Here is a 17,023-nt window from a genome sequence, read left to right as displayed (position 1 = left end):
TAATGAAAGCGGTGCTTTCTGTTTTATCAGGGGAGATCTATGTGAAACGTTTTAGTGAACCTTAATATAAGGGAAAAGCCCCTAGAATTGCTTTCAGAAAGCGTTTCTAAGGGCTTTTGTTCTTCAGCGGTCACAATTGACTGCTTCCTTTATAATAAGCTGTGTGCTATGATATCAGAGCGAATATGAATCTGTATAAGGTGTTTCGATCTTTACTGGAGTACCTGCTGCTTTTGTTACTGTGCCGCACATTTCGCACTGTCTGAGAATTCTGGCTTTGAGAATGGAAGCATCACTGTCAGCGAAGTCTATTATGGAGTTTTCCATTGCTTTTTGCCAAAGCTCGTTATAGAGCTCGGCATAGCTCTCGGCATTACCCGAATACAGACGCTTCATCGGTATATTATTGCGGTATGTATTGTTATCGAAATCATTATCTCTCAGGCAGCTGAGATGCTGCTGCCATATGACATCGCCCACAGGGTCTGTGAGTATAAGATTGCCGCCGTCAGTGTCTATCTTCATATCAAAGAACAGTGCAAGTGATGAGTCTATGTTTTCTGTGTACTCGTTGTAATAGTCAAGTACATAGGGTATGCCGTTTATTTCGCCTGTTATGACGGACATAGCACCATCGGATGCTTTGTTTGCAGAGAAGGTATCCGCACCGCCTGTGACGCTGTAAAGCACATCCATAAGCGGATAGAGCACCTGTGAACTACAGCTCATGCGAATTCGCAGGAGCTTTCTTTCAGTAAGCAGCTTGCGGGCATAATTCAGAAATTCGCTTACCGAGGGCAGATATCTATAGAAATTATTTACAGCATACTTTGTATTTTCGCAGGCTGAGATAAGGTCTTTAACTTCAAGATGATGCACGGGTTGTTCCTGTAGTACAGGTATGCCTTTTTTCAGAAGCTTTTTTACAGCATTGGAGCTTTTTCCTCCTGTTATCATGGATCTGGCAGCCATTATGACAACATCTGCATCGTTTATATTTTCAGTGTCGGTATAGAGCGGTACCTTATATTTTTCGGATATAATGCGGCTTTTTTCACTGCCTTTTGAGAGTATGCCGCACAGTGAAAGCTCACTGCTGTTTTCGATAGCGTTTATATAAAAACTGCCGAAATTTACACCGCATACAACTGCTTTTATTTTATCATCCATTACTGTACCTTTCCGACAAGACGCTGATTTATCAGGTCACAAACTTCTTTTTTCTGGGTATCCACAAAGAAGTGACCGCCCTCACGTACCTCAAGGCGCATCTCACCGCTGGTAACGCCCTGCCATTGCTTTGCTTTTTCGTAATCAACAGTGTGGTCTTCCTTGCCGTAAAGCACATCAAGGTCAAGGGAGAGCTTATCGTGTTCACGGTAAATGAAAGTATCGAGCATTTTGCAGTCAGCTTTCAGCAGAGGCACATAGTATTGCAGGAACATATCGCTCTGGACTATCTTTTCATCGAACATACCCAGGCTCACAAGATATTCGGTTATATCGTTCTTGGCATCTTTCTGAGGGAACTCAACAAGTGAGTCCCTCAGATATTCAGGGGCTTCACTTGATGCCACAAGTCCCCAAAGTGGTTCTTTGCCTGTGAGCTCCCTGACTCTAACTGCCGCCTCATAGGCAATAACTGCACCGCCGCAGTAACCGAAAAATGCATAGGGCATACTGAAAAGCTCGATATTGTCATTTACCAGGTCTTCGATGAACTTATCGAAAGTCTCCTCCATAGGATCTTTCTTTCTTATCTCACGTTCGGGATAAAGTATTGGGATAAGGTTTATAGATGGGTCGATCAGCTTTTTCCAGGTCGCGAAACTGCTGGCACTTCCTCCGGGAAAAGTGAAACAAAACAGGTTTATTTTATTGTTCTCATCAAATCTTTCATGGGCTATCCATCTGCTTTTATTCATATTACCATCTCCTTATCATGCGTTCAAAGCCTGTGCCATTAGTCTTATCGTCGGGCATTCGTATACCTCGGGCAGTGTGAGTTTGTATCCGAATTTGTTCTCAAGTTCAGTTATAAGCTTTACTATCATTACAGAATCGCCGCCGCAGTCGAAGAAATCTTCATCGACACCGATATTATCGGTATTGAATATACTGCACCATACGTCAAAAACATTTTTTTCGGTCTCTGAAAGATCAGTATCACAGCTTGTGCTGTTTTTCTTCTCATCGATAATCTCTGCTGCCATATCACCCAGTGCTTTGACGTCTACCTTGCCGTTCTTGGTCAGCGGTATTGCATCGAGGTACTTGTAGAATGAGGGCACCATATACTTAGGCAGCTTTTTGGCAAGTGCTTCATCAAGTGTGTCCTTATCGGGGAGGTCAGCGCTGTTTTCAGGCACACAGAACATTACTATATGCACAGAACCGTTGTGGTCAGCAGCGATGACCTTTATATCCTTCGGTTTAAGGATATCGTTTGCGGCAGATTCTATCTCGCCTAGTTCCACTCTGTGACCTCTTATCTTGATCTGGAAGTCTTCTCTGCCCTGGAATTCGATATTGCCATCGGGCAAATACCTTCCTATGTCACCGGTTCTGTAAAGACGTTCGCCAAGCTTTTTGGAATATACGAACTTTGCATCGGTAAGCGCCTTATCTCCAAGGTATTCAAGAGCAAGACCTTTACCTGCGATATATATGCTGCCTGTGACCCAATCGGTAAGGGGCTGCAGTTTTTCATCGAGTATATAGAACCGCTGATTAGCCAGGGGCTTGCCGTAGGGGATACTTCTTTCGTAAACGGCATTATGGTCGATGGGGTAGTATATTGACCATATAGCTGCTTCGGTGGCACCGCCCAGACTTATTATCTCTGAATTTGGGAAGCATCTCTTTATATCGGCAGGCAAATCTGTGGGGATCCAGTCGCCCGAAAGAAGTACCAGTTTGAGAGACTCGATAGTCTTCTCTTTCTCGCCTTCAATGAACATTGTGAGCATCTTCATCTGTGCAGGTACACTGTTCCATACGGTGATATTTTGTGTACGTACAAGTTCGAGCCAGTGGGCAGGGTCCTTTGCAAGGCTCTCTGTAGCTTGTACAAGCTCTGCGCCTGCATAGAACGCCCCGAATATATCATATACCGAAAGGTCAAATCCCAGATTTGCCAGTCCAAGAAGACGGTCTTTTGAAGTAACATTCCAGCGCTGATTTATATCGAGGATAGTGTTTGAGGCTGCCTCGTGGGATATGACCACGCCTTTGGGTGTACCTGTACTGCCTGATGTGAATATGACATAGGCAGGGGATGAAAGCTTGGGAGCATCGGGTATTATCTCTGTATCATCAAGGGAAGCTCTTTCAAGCTTTGTTATGTCTATTTTCTTTGATATGCCGTCGCTGATATAGTCATATTTCTCCAGAAGGATATATTTTGTGCCGGATGTGGTAAGTATCTTTTCTGCTCTTTCGGAAGGCTGATGTACATCAAGGGGCAGGTATGTTCCGCCCAGAGTGAGTATCGCAAGTACAGCTGCTATCTGCCAGATGCCTTTGGAGATGGATAATGCAGCTATCTCGCCCTTCTGGAAACCAGCCTCACTGAGCGATCTTCTGAGTGTGACGGTATATGCTGCCAGTTCACGGTAGGAGTAGGTGGTGCCGTCATTATACAATGCAGGTGCATCGGGAGTTTTTTCAAGACTTCGCATAAAGCCGTCATAGAGATATGTTGCATCTATTTTCTGCTCGGTGCTGTTCACTTCATCTCTGATTTTCTGTACCTTTTCGGGAAGCACGTTGAATATACTGCTTTTCAGTCCCTCGGGTGATGCAAGACGGATGACGTTATTGCGGAATATCTCAAAGGCGTTCTCTATAAGTCCCTCGGGGAACACGCCCTCACGGACATCCCAGTTAACACGCAGTCTGCCATTGACTTCGAGAACCTGACAGTCTATCAGTACCTGAGGTGTCATGCTGATAGTGTAGAGCAGTCTTCCTACACGGTCTATCTCGGTATTCATAGCACCAAGTGTACTGGTGAATACCGCAGGTACAACTATTTCGCCGTGGGTATGACGGCTGAGTTCTCTGAGTACCTCTGTGCCTGAGAACGCATTGTGTCCAAGGTCTTCCCAGAGCCTTGCCTGCAGTGCTTTCGCTTCATCGAGATAAGTTTCATACCCCTTGTCCTCCGCTGAAAGGATACTTGCGATGGTGAAGTCACCTACGACTTTTCTGATATCGGGATGTATCTCAGGTCTGTCGGACATGGTGACATCTATACAGAAGGACTTGTTTGTGGATATAGCTCTGAGAGTTTCAACATAAGCTGTAAGTACAAGATTTGATGGTGTTACCTTTTCGCTCCTTGCTGTTTCGCAAAGGCGGGTGTACACATCATTTTCAAGGAAAAACAGGTGCTGCCTGAAAAGCACTGCATCATTGCTTACAGTGCCAAGTGTGGGGAATACAGGGGCGGATGGCATAGTCTCAGCCTTTTCGAGCCAGTATTCTTTATCCTGTTCATACTTGTGTATACCCTCGGCTGTCTTTTTCAGGTTCTCACGGTGGATAACGATGTCTCTGAAAGTCAGCTCGGTCGTTTCAGGCTTTTTCTTGTTATAGTAGTTATCCTCAAATTCATCGAATATAAGGTTAATGCTGACAAAATCCGCAACAAGCATATCCAGCGAGAAATGCAGCATATACCTGTTTTTCAGTACAGTCATTTCAAGATCGAATTGCGGCCATGTCCCTGCGGGATATTGTTTGAGAGTAAGCTCTCTGCGCTTTTTATCGAGATATTCCCGGGCTTCTTCATCATTCATAAAGCTTATATCAGTTAGCTTTATTGCAGGGACGGTATACTCTTTGAGGATCCTCTGAACACCTTTTGATTCTATAACAGCATGGAGCATCTCATTGCGGGATATTACAGCTTTCCACGCATTTTGTACCTTTTCGTAGTCCAGTTCATCAAATTCAAATTCGGAATATATTTTACAATTTGTTCCGCCGTATTTGTAAAGTGAATCCTGCCCTACCAGATAGGAGGACTGGATATCTGTCAGAGGAAATTCATCGTAGATATGTTCCTTGTCGATTATAACATCATTGTCGTTATGCTTTGACAGATACTCGATAATACGTGGCTTGTTTTCTTTAAGCACAGCTTTGTCCTGTTCTGTGAACGTACCCTTGGGTGCGCTGAATTTCAGTTTATCTCCGTTAAGAGAAAGCTCAACACCTTTCTGTCTGTATGACAGAAGCAGTTCTTCAATACTCATTATATCTCTCCCTCATCTGTATAATTGTCTTTGATCTCGTCTTTCTGTCTGATAAGTTCATCTATGCATACTGCAAGTGTTTTTACATCACCGCAGCCGAAAACATCGGTGATCTTTAACTCGACTGAGTATATTCGGCGCACTTCATTTATCAGTCTGACCGCTTTGAGTGAATCGCCGCCCGACAGTATGAAGTCGCTTGATCTTGTAAAGCCTGTTTTGCCAAGCAGGTCTTCCCATAGGCTTATGATAGTTTTTTCGGTATCGGTAAGATCGGTATCATCAGCATTCTCGGCTTGTACAGCAGCTTTCCTGCCTGTTTCCGAAAGTCTTTCGTTCAGCCGTGAGAATATGTATTCCTTCTGGCTGTCTACCAGAAAATGTCCGCCGTCACGCTCGATGATGCGTGTTTCGCCGTTGGTAAGACGGTTCCAGCACAATGCTTTTTCACCATTCACCTTCGGGTCATCGGGACATATGAGCACATCAAGGTCACAGTTGAGTTTATCATGCTCTTTGAAATCATAAGAATCAAGAAGGTCGTGGTCTGCTGTGAAAAGCGGCTTATAGTAATCCAGAAAGACCTTGTCATGCAGTGTTTTTTCATCTATGAACGGCAGTGCCGAAAGATGCTCGAAGAAAAGACGCTCTCGATTCTCATCGGTTATCTTTGGCACAGATTCATGAAGAAATTCAGGCGCTTCGCTGGATATTATCATTCCGTACTCAGGCTCTGTGCCGTAAAGTTCCTTTACTCGTACAGCAGTTTCGTATGCTATGACAGATCCGCTGCAATAGCCAAAGAACGCATATCTATTTCGGAATATATCTTCCAGCGATACTGCCAGATCATCAACAAAAGAATCCATATCCTTGTACATAGGTTCTTTGATACGCTTTTCACGTACGGGATAAAGGATCGGTATCAGGTCTATATCCTCATTGAGAGAATACTTCCATGATGAAAAATAGCTGGCGCTGCCTCCGTCAAATATAAAACAAAGCAGCGATAATTTATTGCCCTCGGTCACATTTTCGTGAGCTATCCATTTATTTGCTTTCATTTTAATCTCCTGGGAATCATATTTCAAATTCGTCTTCATCGGTCTCGTTACTGCCTGCATTGGCGGCTTCAACAGCCTTTGCGAGCATTGCCAGCGTACCTGCTGTGAATACTTCTTTAACGCTTATCTGTATACCGAGATCTTTCTTTATTCCGTTTACAAGGTAGATCGCTTTCAGTGAATCACCGCCTGCGATAAAGAAGTCGTCATCTGCGTATACAGGCGAATAACCAAGTACACGTTCCCACACAGGTGCGATCTGTTTTTCGGCACCGTCTGAAAGGGGCGTTTTCCTGCGCTTTTCAGAACTGCTCTTGATGCTGCGGGACATCTCATACATTAATGCAGTGTCGATCTTTCCGTTTGATGTTAGCGGGAATTCTTCCAGATGTACAAATTTTCCTGGGACCATATATGCAGGCAGTCTACCGTGAAGTTCATTTTTCAGCTTTTCCTCTGTCTCTTCGGTATATTCGCCGTTATAGCGGAAGAACACTATCAGCATCCCGTCACGGAAAAGTATCTTTCCGTCAGACACATTTTCCAGTTTATCTACCGCAGCTTCGATCTCGCCTATTTCCACACGGTATCCGTTGATCTTTATCTGGTTATCAAGTCGTCCAAGAAATTCGATGTTGCCATCGCTCCAGTATCTGCCCATATCTCCTGTGTTGTACATATACTCACCGGTTACAGGATGTTTGATGAACTTTTCACGGGTCTTTTTGATGTCATTGAGATAGCCCATTGCAACGCCCTTGCCAGCAATGAATATTGTTCCTGCCACTCTGTCTGGACGGTCTGCAAGGTGTTCATCTAGTATGTAATACCTCTGGTTGAGCAGCGGTTTGCCGTATGGTATGCTTGTCCAGTTCTCGGGTATTTTTTCTGTTACCTCGTAGATGTTTGACCATATGGATGCTTCTGTTGCACCGCCCAGCGAAACGAACCTGAGCTTCGGGAACAGTTTCCATATTCTCTCGGGCAGCGTAGTGCTTATCCAGTCACCGCTTAGCAGCATAAGTCTCAGGGAGCTTTCAGAGCTGTAGTTTTCTCCGTTAAGATATTCGCAAAGCATTTCTGCAAATGCAGGTACGCTGTTCCACAAAGTGATGTGTTCTTTTTCGATCAGTTTTAACCAGTGTTCAGGATCCTTGTGCTTATCGCTTTCAGGCACTACGATCTTACCGCCTGCTGCCAGCAGACCGAATACATCATATACCGAGAGATCAAAATGCATATTTGATATGGCTAGGCACGCATCTGTATGTGAGACCTCAAATCTGCTGTTGATATCTTCGATGGTGTTTACAGCACCTGAATGGGGGATCATTACGCCCTTTGGTATGCCTGTACTTCCCGAGGTATAGATAACATATGCAAGTTCCGATGTATCGTTTTTTACTGCGATGCTGTCATCTTCGCATGGTGGTGTGGTCATGGCATCTATCAGATTGTATTTGCCAAAAGTGCTGAACCTTTCGTCAGCAAGATCCTTGTATACCACCTTGTCAGTGCCGCTGTCATTAAGTATGGTAACAAGTCTGTCATCGGGGTTTGATATATCCAGCGGCAGGTATGCACCGCCCGAAAGCAGTATGCCCAGTGCGGCGATTATCTGTTCGGCACATTTAGGCATAAGGATAGCCACGGTCTCGCCCGACTTTATGCCGTAAGCAAGCAGCTGTTTGCTTATACCCAGCGCTCTGGCTTTTAGTTCATTGTAGGTATACCTCTTGTCCGCGCATACAAGTGCTGTATTATCCGGATATTTTGCCGCTGCTTTGAGGAACATTCTGTCAAGCGTATTTTCGGGAAGCTCCTTGTCGGTCATGTTGGCATTCTTTCTTGCTTCGCTTATCTTAACTTCTATCAGGCTGTGGGACTGTTTGTTAAACAGACTGCTGTCAGCAGAAAGCCTTCTGAGAAGGTCTATATATGCAGCGAACATCTCATCTATGAATCCTGGATAGAAGATATCCTTCAGACTGTCCCACGAAAGCTGTAATCCGCCGTCCCTTTCGACTACCTGATGATCCAGCCATACCTGGGGGGTCTGGCTGATATTGTAAGTGAGTTCGCCGATGCACTCATTATCAGCCTGACTGTTAAGACCTATACCGCTGGTGAATACCACAGGCATCAGTGAATCTTTTGAATTTCCGGTCTTATGTCTGAGCTCTCTTTCAAGGTCTACGGCACTATAGCAGGAATGTTCAAGGTCTCTTGCCAGCTGTCTTGCTATTTTACGGGCTCTGTCTGCAAAAGTATCCTGATCGGAATTTCTTATTTCAAGCAGTGTCAGTGTAGTAAAGTCGCCGAACAGCTTGTTTACATCGGGGTGCAGAGGCTTGCGGTCGAACTGGGTCAGGTTAAGTGTGAATTCGGGTGTTGTACTTCTCGAACGCAGAGTTTCGGTATATGCTGCTATGAGAAGTACCGACGGAGTAAGTTCAAAGCGTCGTGCGCTCTCACGCAGGCTTTCCCACTCGTTCTTTGAGAGAAAGGCTGAATGACGCTCAAAGTGCTGATCAGTGATCTCGCTTTCCTTTTTTAATGTTGGCAGCGCAGGAGCCGGCAGAAAGTTGTCTATACGCTCCTTCCAGTATGCCTTATCCTTTTCGTATTTACCCGAGTTCTTTATCTTTTCAAGCCCCAGTACATAATCACGAAAAGATATTTCCAAAGGCTTGTCTTCGTGGAAAGTTTCCTTATAGCGTTTAGCCCATTCATCAAGCACGCCGAACATACTGAAACCGTCAAATACGATGTTGTCAAAGCTTACGAATATCCTTGATCTGCCGCCAAATTTTGCTGCCCTGATATCGAACAGCGGCCATTTTTCAATGTCGATGATCTGATGTGACATATTATTTCTGACTTCTTCAAGTTTTGTATTCAGTTCAGACTCCGGTATGCCGTCAAGGATCATCGTGTCTATATGGTATTCCGGCACTTCGGGAAGTATACGCTGGGTGCCGTCATAGGATATGACAAGGCGCATGGTTCCGTGATATTTTATCATATCGTTGAGTGCAGCCTGTGCACGATCTATGTCAAGGTCATCACCGTCAAGTTCGAAATAACAATGAGTAGCTACTCCTCCCAGTGAGAATGTTTCGCTTCTGCCGAGCAGGTATGCGTTCTGAACTTCTGTAAGCGGGAATGGGGCATAAGCATTCTTGGTATCTGCTGAGATATAAGTGTTTCCTTCGCTGCATACGTACTTGCCATCAGCAAGTCTGCGATCTATCTTTTCAGCCTGTACAGCTATGGTCACATCCTTCATCATGTCACGGACAGTATATTCTATCCCGAACATTTTCTTTATGCGTGTTGTCATGCGGATAGCGGTAAGCGAATCTCCGCCAAGACGGTAGTAGTTATCATCAGTACCGATGCTTTCAAGACCGAATATCTCCTGCCAGAGTTCGCAGAGTTTCTTTTCTGTTTCGGTAACGGGTACAGAAACTGATGATTTTTCCTCCGCAGTCATGCTTGCCAGCTTTCTGAGCAGTTTGCGGTCCACCTTTCCGTTTTTGCTCAGGGGCAGCTTATCCATTGCATAGAATACCTTGGGTATCATATAATCAGGCAGTTTCTGAGTTATCTGAGAAAGTATGTAATCTTTATCGGGTACATAGCATCCGTTGGAAGATGCTGCCATGATAAGCATCCTGCCTGCAAAGTTTTCGGGCAGGATATTGCAGATGGTATCTGCCCCCGATGCTTTGAGCATGGATCTATAATCAGCTGAAGAGGGAAGTGCAGCATTGCGTTTTTCCAAGATATCAGCTGTGATCCATTGCAGCGCAGTGTTATCTGTTATCTCCGCTATGAACATAACGCCCGATGCAGAAAGCATCTCCCTGAGTGCGTTTAGCTTTGCATTCATATCTTTCTGTCGGTGGAGATAGTTATAGGCGAGCACTATATCAAAACTGCCCTGTAATGTGAGCATATCACTATCCGTCAGCAGCTTTGTTTCACAGCAGCCGTAGCTTTTTATCAGCTTATCTGACTCTGTAAGGAAGAATGCTGATGTATCTGCAATTGTATATGAAATATCCATACTGCCTATGGTTTTGAGTATATTATTTGTAAGGGAAGTATCTCTTGCACCTATCTCGAGGATATTTACTTTTCTGCCGTATGCACTGATCACCGCAGCTATCCTGTCAGCAAGCACGGCTGTGATCTCATCGCTGCCGGGAAGTTTTGACAGCAGTGAGTTCGGAGATAGCAATTTATCGGGGTCATAGAAGAGTTCTGCGGCATCTTTACAGCCCGAGATCATATCGGGGATATAAGGCTTTATCTCATCAAAGTAAGCCTCAACAGACTTTTGCACCTCTCCGTCAGCTTTTGGAACTTCAGGATCGTTGCACTGCTCAAAGCCATGTTCGGATCTTCTGATGTTTCCGTTTTTGCAAAGCTCATCAATATACATATCCACAAGAGATCTGTACTGCTCGTTCACCTTTTCATAGCTGCCTGAAAGCAGACCCAGAGCTATTATTGTATCGTAAATTACCGAGAGTACCTTTTTATGGGAATATGCTATGGTATCTTCGTAGCCATTTACAGAGATGTCTGCATTCTTGACAGCCGATCTTATCTTATCCGATTCCTCCTGTGCCTTGGAATTGATAGTAAAAAGAGGTTCTTTTCGGTCACTGCCCGTTTCAAGGTATGCTACAAGATGTTTTTCACCCATGCCTACTTCGGCAGCTTCGACCACTGCACTCTTTACCTGAGGTATCTGTTTCAGAACGGCTTCGGCTTCACCTAGCTCGATGCGGTGACCTCTGATCTTCACCTGAAAATCCTTGCGTCCGAGGAATTCGATGATACCATTCTCTCTGAATCTTCCATGGTCGCCTGTTTTGTACCATCTTGTTCCGTTTTCTTCAATGAACTTCTTTTTGTTAAGCTCATCATCGCCCTTATAAATGCCGACACCGATACCACCGATGAGAAGTTCGCCTTCGCACCAGAAGGGGACATCTTTTCCGTTGTCATCGACAACTCTGTAGGATTGTCCGCTGAGGGGACGACCATATGGGATGGACGGCCAGTTTTCATCCAAAGGCAGGGTAACACGATAGAAGTTTGACCATATGGAAGCTTCTGTTGCACCGCCCATTGATATGAACAGGCAGTCATCCGTCAGTGCATCTGCTCTTACAGGCAGGTCAAGACCTATCCAGTCGCCTGAAAGCATAATTTTTTTGAGAGGAAGTTTCTTTGCAGATGCTTCTGCGGCAGTCATAAGCATATTTAATAGTATCGGCACGGAATTCCAGACTGTGATGTTATACTTTGATACCAGCTCCAGCCAGTATTCCGCATCACGCTTTTTCTCATCGGGTAACATTATAAGTTTAGCACCTGCTGAGAATGTTCCGAAGAAATCGTATACTGACAGGTCGAAATCTATCGAGGATATGCCGAGCACTGTATCATCGGCAGTTATACCATATCTTTCGTTTACGTCACGGATAGTGTTTGCCGCGCCTTTATGGAACATCTGAGCTCCCTTGGGCAGACCTGTGGTGCCAGAGGTCATGATGACATATGCAGGGTCATCGCAGGATACATCCGGCAGTACGTCCGCTGCAGGCTGTTCTAACAGTTTCTCTATGACAAGCACACGTGTGTTTTCGGGCCACTCTGTATTACTATGAACAAGTTCATCGCAGATAACGGTGCTGATGCCTGTTTTTTCATGTATCAGTTTTCTTCTTTCTTTAGGCTGGTCGATGCTTACGGGTACATATGAATTGCCTGAGAGTATTATGCCTATCAGTGATACAGCCTGCCTGTATCCTCTGGTAACAGTAACAGCCACCGCCTCGCCTTTGATATTATTTGATATGAAATAGCCTGCAACAGCGAGCGCTTTTGCTTTCAGTTCACTGTAGGTCATCTCAATACCTGCACCTGTATCGACAAGTGCAGTTTTGTCGGGATATTTTTCTGTTGAACGCAAAAATCCGTCAAACAATCTCTCCTTAGTTTTCGGTAGAATGATATTCTTCTGCGCATCAATAAACTCACGCTGTTTTGGAGGCAGCAGGTCAAAATGAGTATCCCATTCTTTTTCTGAAGTATCAGTTATGAGCCTCTCCATAGAATTCATCATGTCTTTTATCATACCCTCAGGAAACAGTCCGATAACGCTGTCCCAGGAGAGCATGATGCTGTCCGGAGTTTCATATGACTGGAAATCTATCCATACGCCCGGGGTCTGGGAGAGCATTCTTTCAAATCTGCCAAATACCTCCCCGGTCTCACCGCCTATGATAGAATTGCCGAAATTGCAGGCAAAGACCACAGGTGCATAATTTTTGTCTTCTCCATACTTGCTCATTATGTCACGCTGGACCTTTACACCCGAATACGCAGTGTGTTTCATTATCTCGCTGAGCTGACCCTTTATCTGTAACGCAAGTTCTTCAAATGTAGGGTCGGCGGTGAGGTCAACTTCGAGCAGCATAAGTGTAGTGAAGTCAGCAACCGCATTCTCCGATGCACCATATTCGGTGTGTCTGTCAAATGTAGGTATATTTATCAGAAAACGCTTATTGCTGCTCCATTCTGCAATTATCATGGCATACACCGTCATAAGGTATACTGCAGGAGTGATATTGTATTTTGCCGCCATTGCTGTTGCTTTGTTCCAGGTATCAAGAGATATATCCACGATATCCCTGACTGTCCTTGTAGTACTTATCTCAGTTGGGTCTTTTGCCATGGGAAGCTCGGGCGCATGGGCAATGTCGGCTATGCGTCCGCTCCAGTATTCTTTAGCAGCAGCCTCATCTTCGGCTTCCTGCTGCTTTTTGTTTTCAAGGTATGAAGCAAAATCCCAGTTCAGTGAATCCTCGGGAAGCTCTCTGCCTTTGTATGCTGCAGCAAGGTCACGCAGGATTATATTAAAGCTCTGTACATCAGCCACGAGCAGGTCGATATCATAGAAAAGGCGGTACTCATCGTTCTGACCCTTTACCAGTGTGAATGCGCAGACATGGCCTTTTTCTACCTCGAATTTACGGTGGGTGAGCTGTTCGCCTATCCTGGCACACTTATCCAGCCAATCGCTGTCGCTGCTGTAGTCATAGATGTCGATATGTTCGCTGTATGGCTTGTCCATGATCTCCTGTTCGCCGTTATCCAGGAATTTTGCACGCAGCATAGGGTGATGATACTGCACCTTTTTCCAGGCAGAATCAAGTCTGTTTTCATCTATCCCTTTACCTGAGAATTCCATGAATGCGTGGCAGCCTATTCCGCCAAGTTCTCTGCCGTCTTCTCTGCCTATTTTATAGGCATACTGTATATCGGTAAGAGGAAAAGAACTTTTCACATCAGTGGTCTTAACTGCTTTCTTTGCTTTATTACCCTTTTTCTTCTTTTTATTTTTATTATCCTGTGTTTTTTCTATCAGTTTATGCCATGCTGCAAGTGTAGGTTCGTCAAGAAGTTCACCGTATGATATCTTGATGCCCTCTTTTCTCAGCTTGCTGACAAACCGCATCACCGTCAGTGAGTTTATGCCTGCATTTATCAGGTTCTGGTCATCACTTATTTCTTTGGAGATCGGCAGCATTGCAGATACTTCCTGTTTCAGCTTTTCAAATTCCATTAGTTCAATCCTCATTTTCTGCTATCGTAAGAAGTTTTTTTACGTCCTTTTTACCTACTGCTGTTAGCGGAAGTGCGTCAAGCGTGATGCATCTGTCAGGGAATTTATATCTTGCAACTCCCTTTTTGGTAAGGTGTTCAAACACTTCCTCCATCGTTACTTCATTTTCATCGGATGACACCATAAATGCATAGATCTTATTGCCTATCTCCGGATCAGGCACTCCTATGACAGCGGCATCCTGTACACGTTCATACATACAAAGATGTTCTTCCAGCTCAGCGGGCATTATTTTTTCACCCGCCCTGTTTATCTGTTCTTTTATACGTCCCACGAACTTATAGTATCCCTCACAAGTCCTCATTGCCTTATCGCCTGTTCTGTAAAAACCATACTTTGTAAAGCTTGAAAGGTCAGCATCGCCAAGACCGTAATAGCTGTCGATGATGTATGGACCTCTGCATATGAGTTCGCCGTATTCTCCGTCGGGAACGTCATTATCATCACTGTCAACTATCCTTATCTCGGTGGATTCACACTCATCGTCGATAAACTCATCTGGGAGCGCTTTGCCCTGATATTTCTTTATGTATTCACGGCTGTCATCGAGCAGGGTAGTTATGATAAGTCCCTCAGAAGTTCCGAATACCTGCATTATAACAGTATCGCCGAAAGCCTTTATCGCACGTTCAGCGGCGCTGTCATCGAATACCGAGCCACCTACCTGGAGTATCCTGAGTGAGGATATATCAAAATCATCATCGATCTCCAGCATATCTATACACATACTTACCATTGTCGGTACCAGTGCAGTCACGGTAACTTCATACTCGGTTATCTTATCGAGTATCTCATCGGGACTGATATGGCTGCAAAATACCGCAGTTCCGCCAACATCCATAACACCGAGAAATCCAGGGTCGCCGGTAGGAAAATTGTGTTCGCAGGGAAGTGCCACGAGGTAGACATCATCAGATGTTAGTTCGCATCTGTCGCAGCAAAGCTTGCACAGATACATATAATCCGAATGAGTCCTTGCGATCAGCTTGGGAACACCGGTTGAACCGCCGCTGAGAAGATAATGCAGGGTGTCATATGGGTCTGTTTCGGGAAGTTCGCCTTTTTCTGCAGTTATATCTTCAAGCGCTATGACAGTGCTGTCATCGCCATCGATGTCACCGTCTACAATTATGTATTCAAGACAGCTGTATTCCGCCTGTAGTTTTTTTGCAAGGTTAAGATACTCATATCCCATGTATTTATCCGGTATGATATACACCTTTGGCGCAGCAGTTTCCATGATAGAAGACAGCTCTGCTTCGCGATGTGCAGGCAGTACGAGCACAGGCTTGACACCAAGTTTATAGAGGGCAAAAAGAGTTATAACATACTCTGCACTGTTTGGCAGCTGTATGGCAGCTGTATCGCCCTTTTTAAGCCCTAGTTTGCTTAATCCGAACGCCCTTTCGTTGCTGAGACTGTCCATTTCCGAATAGGTAAGCTCATAATCATCTGCTATCACAGCTGTTCTTTCTCCGTACTTTTCAGCCCATTCTCTGATATATTCAGAAAGGGGCTTCTTTTTCCAGTATTTAAGACCTTCAAATTTACTAAGGTCTTTCTTATATCGTTCTTTCATATCTTTTCCTCCTTGGTATGATAACAGAAAGCGGCAAAATATCCATTGTATCTGTCGATACGCAAAACCTTGTATTCTTCCGTGCTGCTTACTGTTCCGTTTTCTTGCACAAAAAAACTCTCGGGAGATATTGAAAAACCTTTCCCGACAGCTTTTACATATGCTTCCTTACCAGTCCATATCCTGAAGAACTCGTCTGTTCCGCAGCGCAGGACAGCTTCCTTTTCTTTCGGGTGTAGTACAGTGCTGAGTAAAGCCGCATCTATATTCGGATCGTTTTTTTCAATGTCCACACCCACTTCTGCTGATGAAGAAAATGCCAATAGTATCATATCGCCTGAATGCGATATGTTATATTCAAGACCTGTTTTTCCCATGATGACGGGCTTTGTATTTTTTTCTGAAATTATAGATATTTCCTCGGCTTTTATTCCGAGATATGCTGCCGCTATAAGTTTTGTAAATATCCTTCCGCCTGCAAACCTCAGTCTGTCCTCCTCTTTGAGAAAACGTCGGTATCGGCTTAGTTCATCAGCATTAAGATAATGCAGATGATTCATGATAATTTCACGGTCAAGGCAGATATCTGCTGACCAGATATCCGCCATACCGTGTTTGGGAAGACTTTTTATCTCGGGTATATCCCGTATGTTGAAATATGACAGATTCATATTACCTTGCGAAGATAACTTATGACATCCTTCTCTTTTTCTTTGATAAAGAAGTGATCTCCTTCAAATTTACGGCAGTTGAATTCATCAGAGTATGTGTTCCACTGCATAACATCATTTTCGCGAGCGTCATCATCATTTGTTGCGCAAAGTGCTGTTATCGGACAGGATATCCTTGTTTTCTCGAAGGAGAAACTTTCCGAGACTGTAAAATCTGCTCTCAGCATTGGCAGGAACATATCGAACAGTTCTTCATCCTGCAATATTGCCTGTGGAGTACAGTTATACTTTCCGAGAGCTTCACGAAACTCATCTGTTGGAAGAGCGCCGATGGGATCATAATCGGGTATGTGAGGAGCACTGCAGCCCGATACTATCAGTCCCTTTATATCTATGCCGTCATTTTCAAACTTTTCAGCCAGTGCATAAGCGATCTTGGCACCCATGCTGTGCCCGTAGAGGTATATATCATGGTCTGAGAATTTCCTGATCTCGTTGTATACGTCCTCCACCAGTTCTTCATGATCCGCATAGGGCTGTTCGCCGAAGCGTTCTTCTCTGCCGGGCAGCTGTATTGGGCAAACGGCAACATCACTTCCAAGACCATTTTCCCAGTTCCTGAATGCAGATGCTCCGCCGCCTGCATAGGGAAAGCAGAACATAACCTTATCGCTTGAGGGTATTTTTTCCTCATTTTTGATGAGTTTCCTGTTATCACGCATTTTGCGGCACTCCTTTTC

At 44.6% G+C, this 17,023-nt stretch carries 8 protein-coding genes; all 8 read right to left on the bottom strand.

The window, feature by feature from the left end; all coding sequences use genetic code 11:
- Positions 1 to 174: 174 nt before the first annotated feature.
- The 8 genes from N773_RS0106480 to N773_RS0106445 are packed head-to-tail and all read right to left on the bottom strand — an operon-like array spanning position 175 to position 17,005.
- Complete coding sequence (locus tag N773_RS0106480; protein WP_024857029.1) at positions 175 to 1,170, bottom strand: Gfo/Idh/MocA family oxidoreductase; 996 nt, start codon at positions 1,168 to 1,170, stop codon at positions 175 to 177.
- Positions 1,170 to 1,925 carry a thioesterase II family protein gene (locus N773_RS0106475; RefSeq protein ID WP_024857028.1) on the bottom strand — a complete coding sequence of 252 codons (756 nt, stop codon included), beginning with the start codon at positions 1,923 to 1,925 and terminating at the stop codon, positions 1,170 to 1,172. The genes N773_RS0106480 and N773_RS0106475 overlap by 1 nt, the downstream gene beginning before the upstream one ends.
- Before the next feature lie 15 nt (positions 1,926 to 1,940).
- A complete protein-coding gene (locus tag N773_RS0106470; RefSeq protein WP_024857027.1) occupies positions 1,941 to 5,261 on the bottom strand; it encodes a non-ribosomal peptide synthetase in 3,321 nt (1,106 codons plus the stop codon).
- Positions 5,261 to 6,325 carry a thioesterase domain-containing protein gene (locus N773_RS0106465; protein ID WP_024857026.1) on the bottom strand — a complete coding sequence of 355 codons (1,065 nt, stop codon included), beginning with the start codon at positions 6,323 to 6,325 and terminating at the stop codon, positions 5,261 to 5,263. The genes N773_RS0106470 and N773_RS0106465 overlap by 1 nt, the downstream gene beginning before the upstream one ends.
- A gap of 16 nt (positions 6,326 to 6,341) precedes the next feature.
- Positions 6,342 to 13,988 (bottom strand): non-ribosomal peptide synthetase, encoded by a 7,647-nt coding sequence (locus tag N773_RS0106460; protein WP_080678314.1) that lies wholly within the window; start codon positions 13,986 to 13,988, stop codon positions 6,342 to 6,344.
- On the bottom strand, positions 13,978 to 15,612 hold the full coding sequence (locus N773_RS0106455) for a (2,3-dihydroxybenzoyl)adenylate synthase (protein WP_024857024.1): 1,635 nt from the start codon (positions 15,610 to 15,612) through the stop codon (positions 13,978 to 13,980). The genes N773_RS0106460 and N773_RS0106455 overlap by 11 nt, the downstream gene beginning before the upstream one ends.
- Positions 15,609 to 16,283, bottom strand: coding sequence for a 4'-phosphopantetheinyl transferase family protein (locus tag N773_RS0106450; RefSeq protein ID WP_024857023.1), 675 nt, complete (start codon positions 16,281 to 16,283; stop codon positions 15,609 to 15,611). The genes N773_RS0106455 and N773_RS0106450 overlap by 4 nt, the downstream gene beginning before the upstream one ends.
- Positions 16,280 to 17,005 carry a thioesterase II family protein gene (locus N773_RS0106445; RefSeq protein ID WP_024857022.1) on the bottom strand — a complete coding sequence of 242 codons (726 nt, stop codon included), beginning with the start codon at positions 17,003 to 17,005 and terminating at the stop codon, positions 16,280 to 16,282. The genes N773_RS0106450 and N773_RS0106445 overlap by 4 nt, the downstream gene beginning before the upstream one ends.
- Between the last annotated feature and the right edge of the window lie 18 nt (positions 17,006 to 17,023).

Source organism: Ruminococcus albus AD2013, from assembly GCF_000526775.1.
In the GTDB taxonomy this organism is placed as follows: Bacteria; Bacillota; Clostridia; order Oscillospirales; family Ruminococcaceae; genus Hominimerdicola; species Hominimerdicola alba_A.
This window is presented reverse-complemented; position numbering and strand designations above follow the sequence as displayed.

Bases quoted from the DNA above. Each gene is read 5' to 3' on its own strand.
- N773_RS0106480 (WP_024857029.1), bottom strand. From the start codon at position 1,170: ATGGATGATAAAATAAAAGCAGTTGTATGCGGTGTAAATTTCGGCAGT.
- N773_RS0106475 (WP_024857028.1), bottom strand. From the start codon at position 1,925: ATGAATAAAAGCAGATGGATAGCCCATGAAAGATTTGATGAGAACAAT.
- N773_RS0106470 (WP_024857027.1), bottom strand. From the start codon at position 5,261: ATGAGTATTGAAGAACTGCTTCTGTCATACAGACAGAAAGGTGTTGAG.
- N773_RS0106465 (WP_024857026.1), bottom strand. From the start codon at position 6,325: ATGAAAGCAAATAAATGGATAGCTCACGAAAATGTGACCGAGGGCAAT.
- N773_RS0106460 (WP_080678314.1), bottom strand. From the start codon at position 13,988: ATGAGGATTGAACTAATGGAATTTGAAAAGCTGAAACAGGAAGTATCT.
- N773_RS0106455 (WP_024857024.1), bottom strand. From the start codon at position 15,612: ATGAAAGAACGATATAAGAAAGACCTTAGTAAATTTGAAGGTCTTAAA.
- N773_RS0106450 (WP_024857023.1), bottom strand. From the start codon at position 16,283: ATGAATCTGTCATATTTCAACATACGGGATATACCCGAGATAAAAAGT.
- N773_RS0106445 (WP_024857022.1), bottom strand. From the start codon at position 17,005: ATGCGTGATAACAGGAAACTCATCAAAAATGAGGAAAAAATACCCTCA.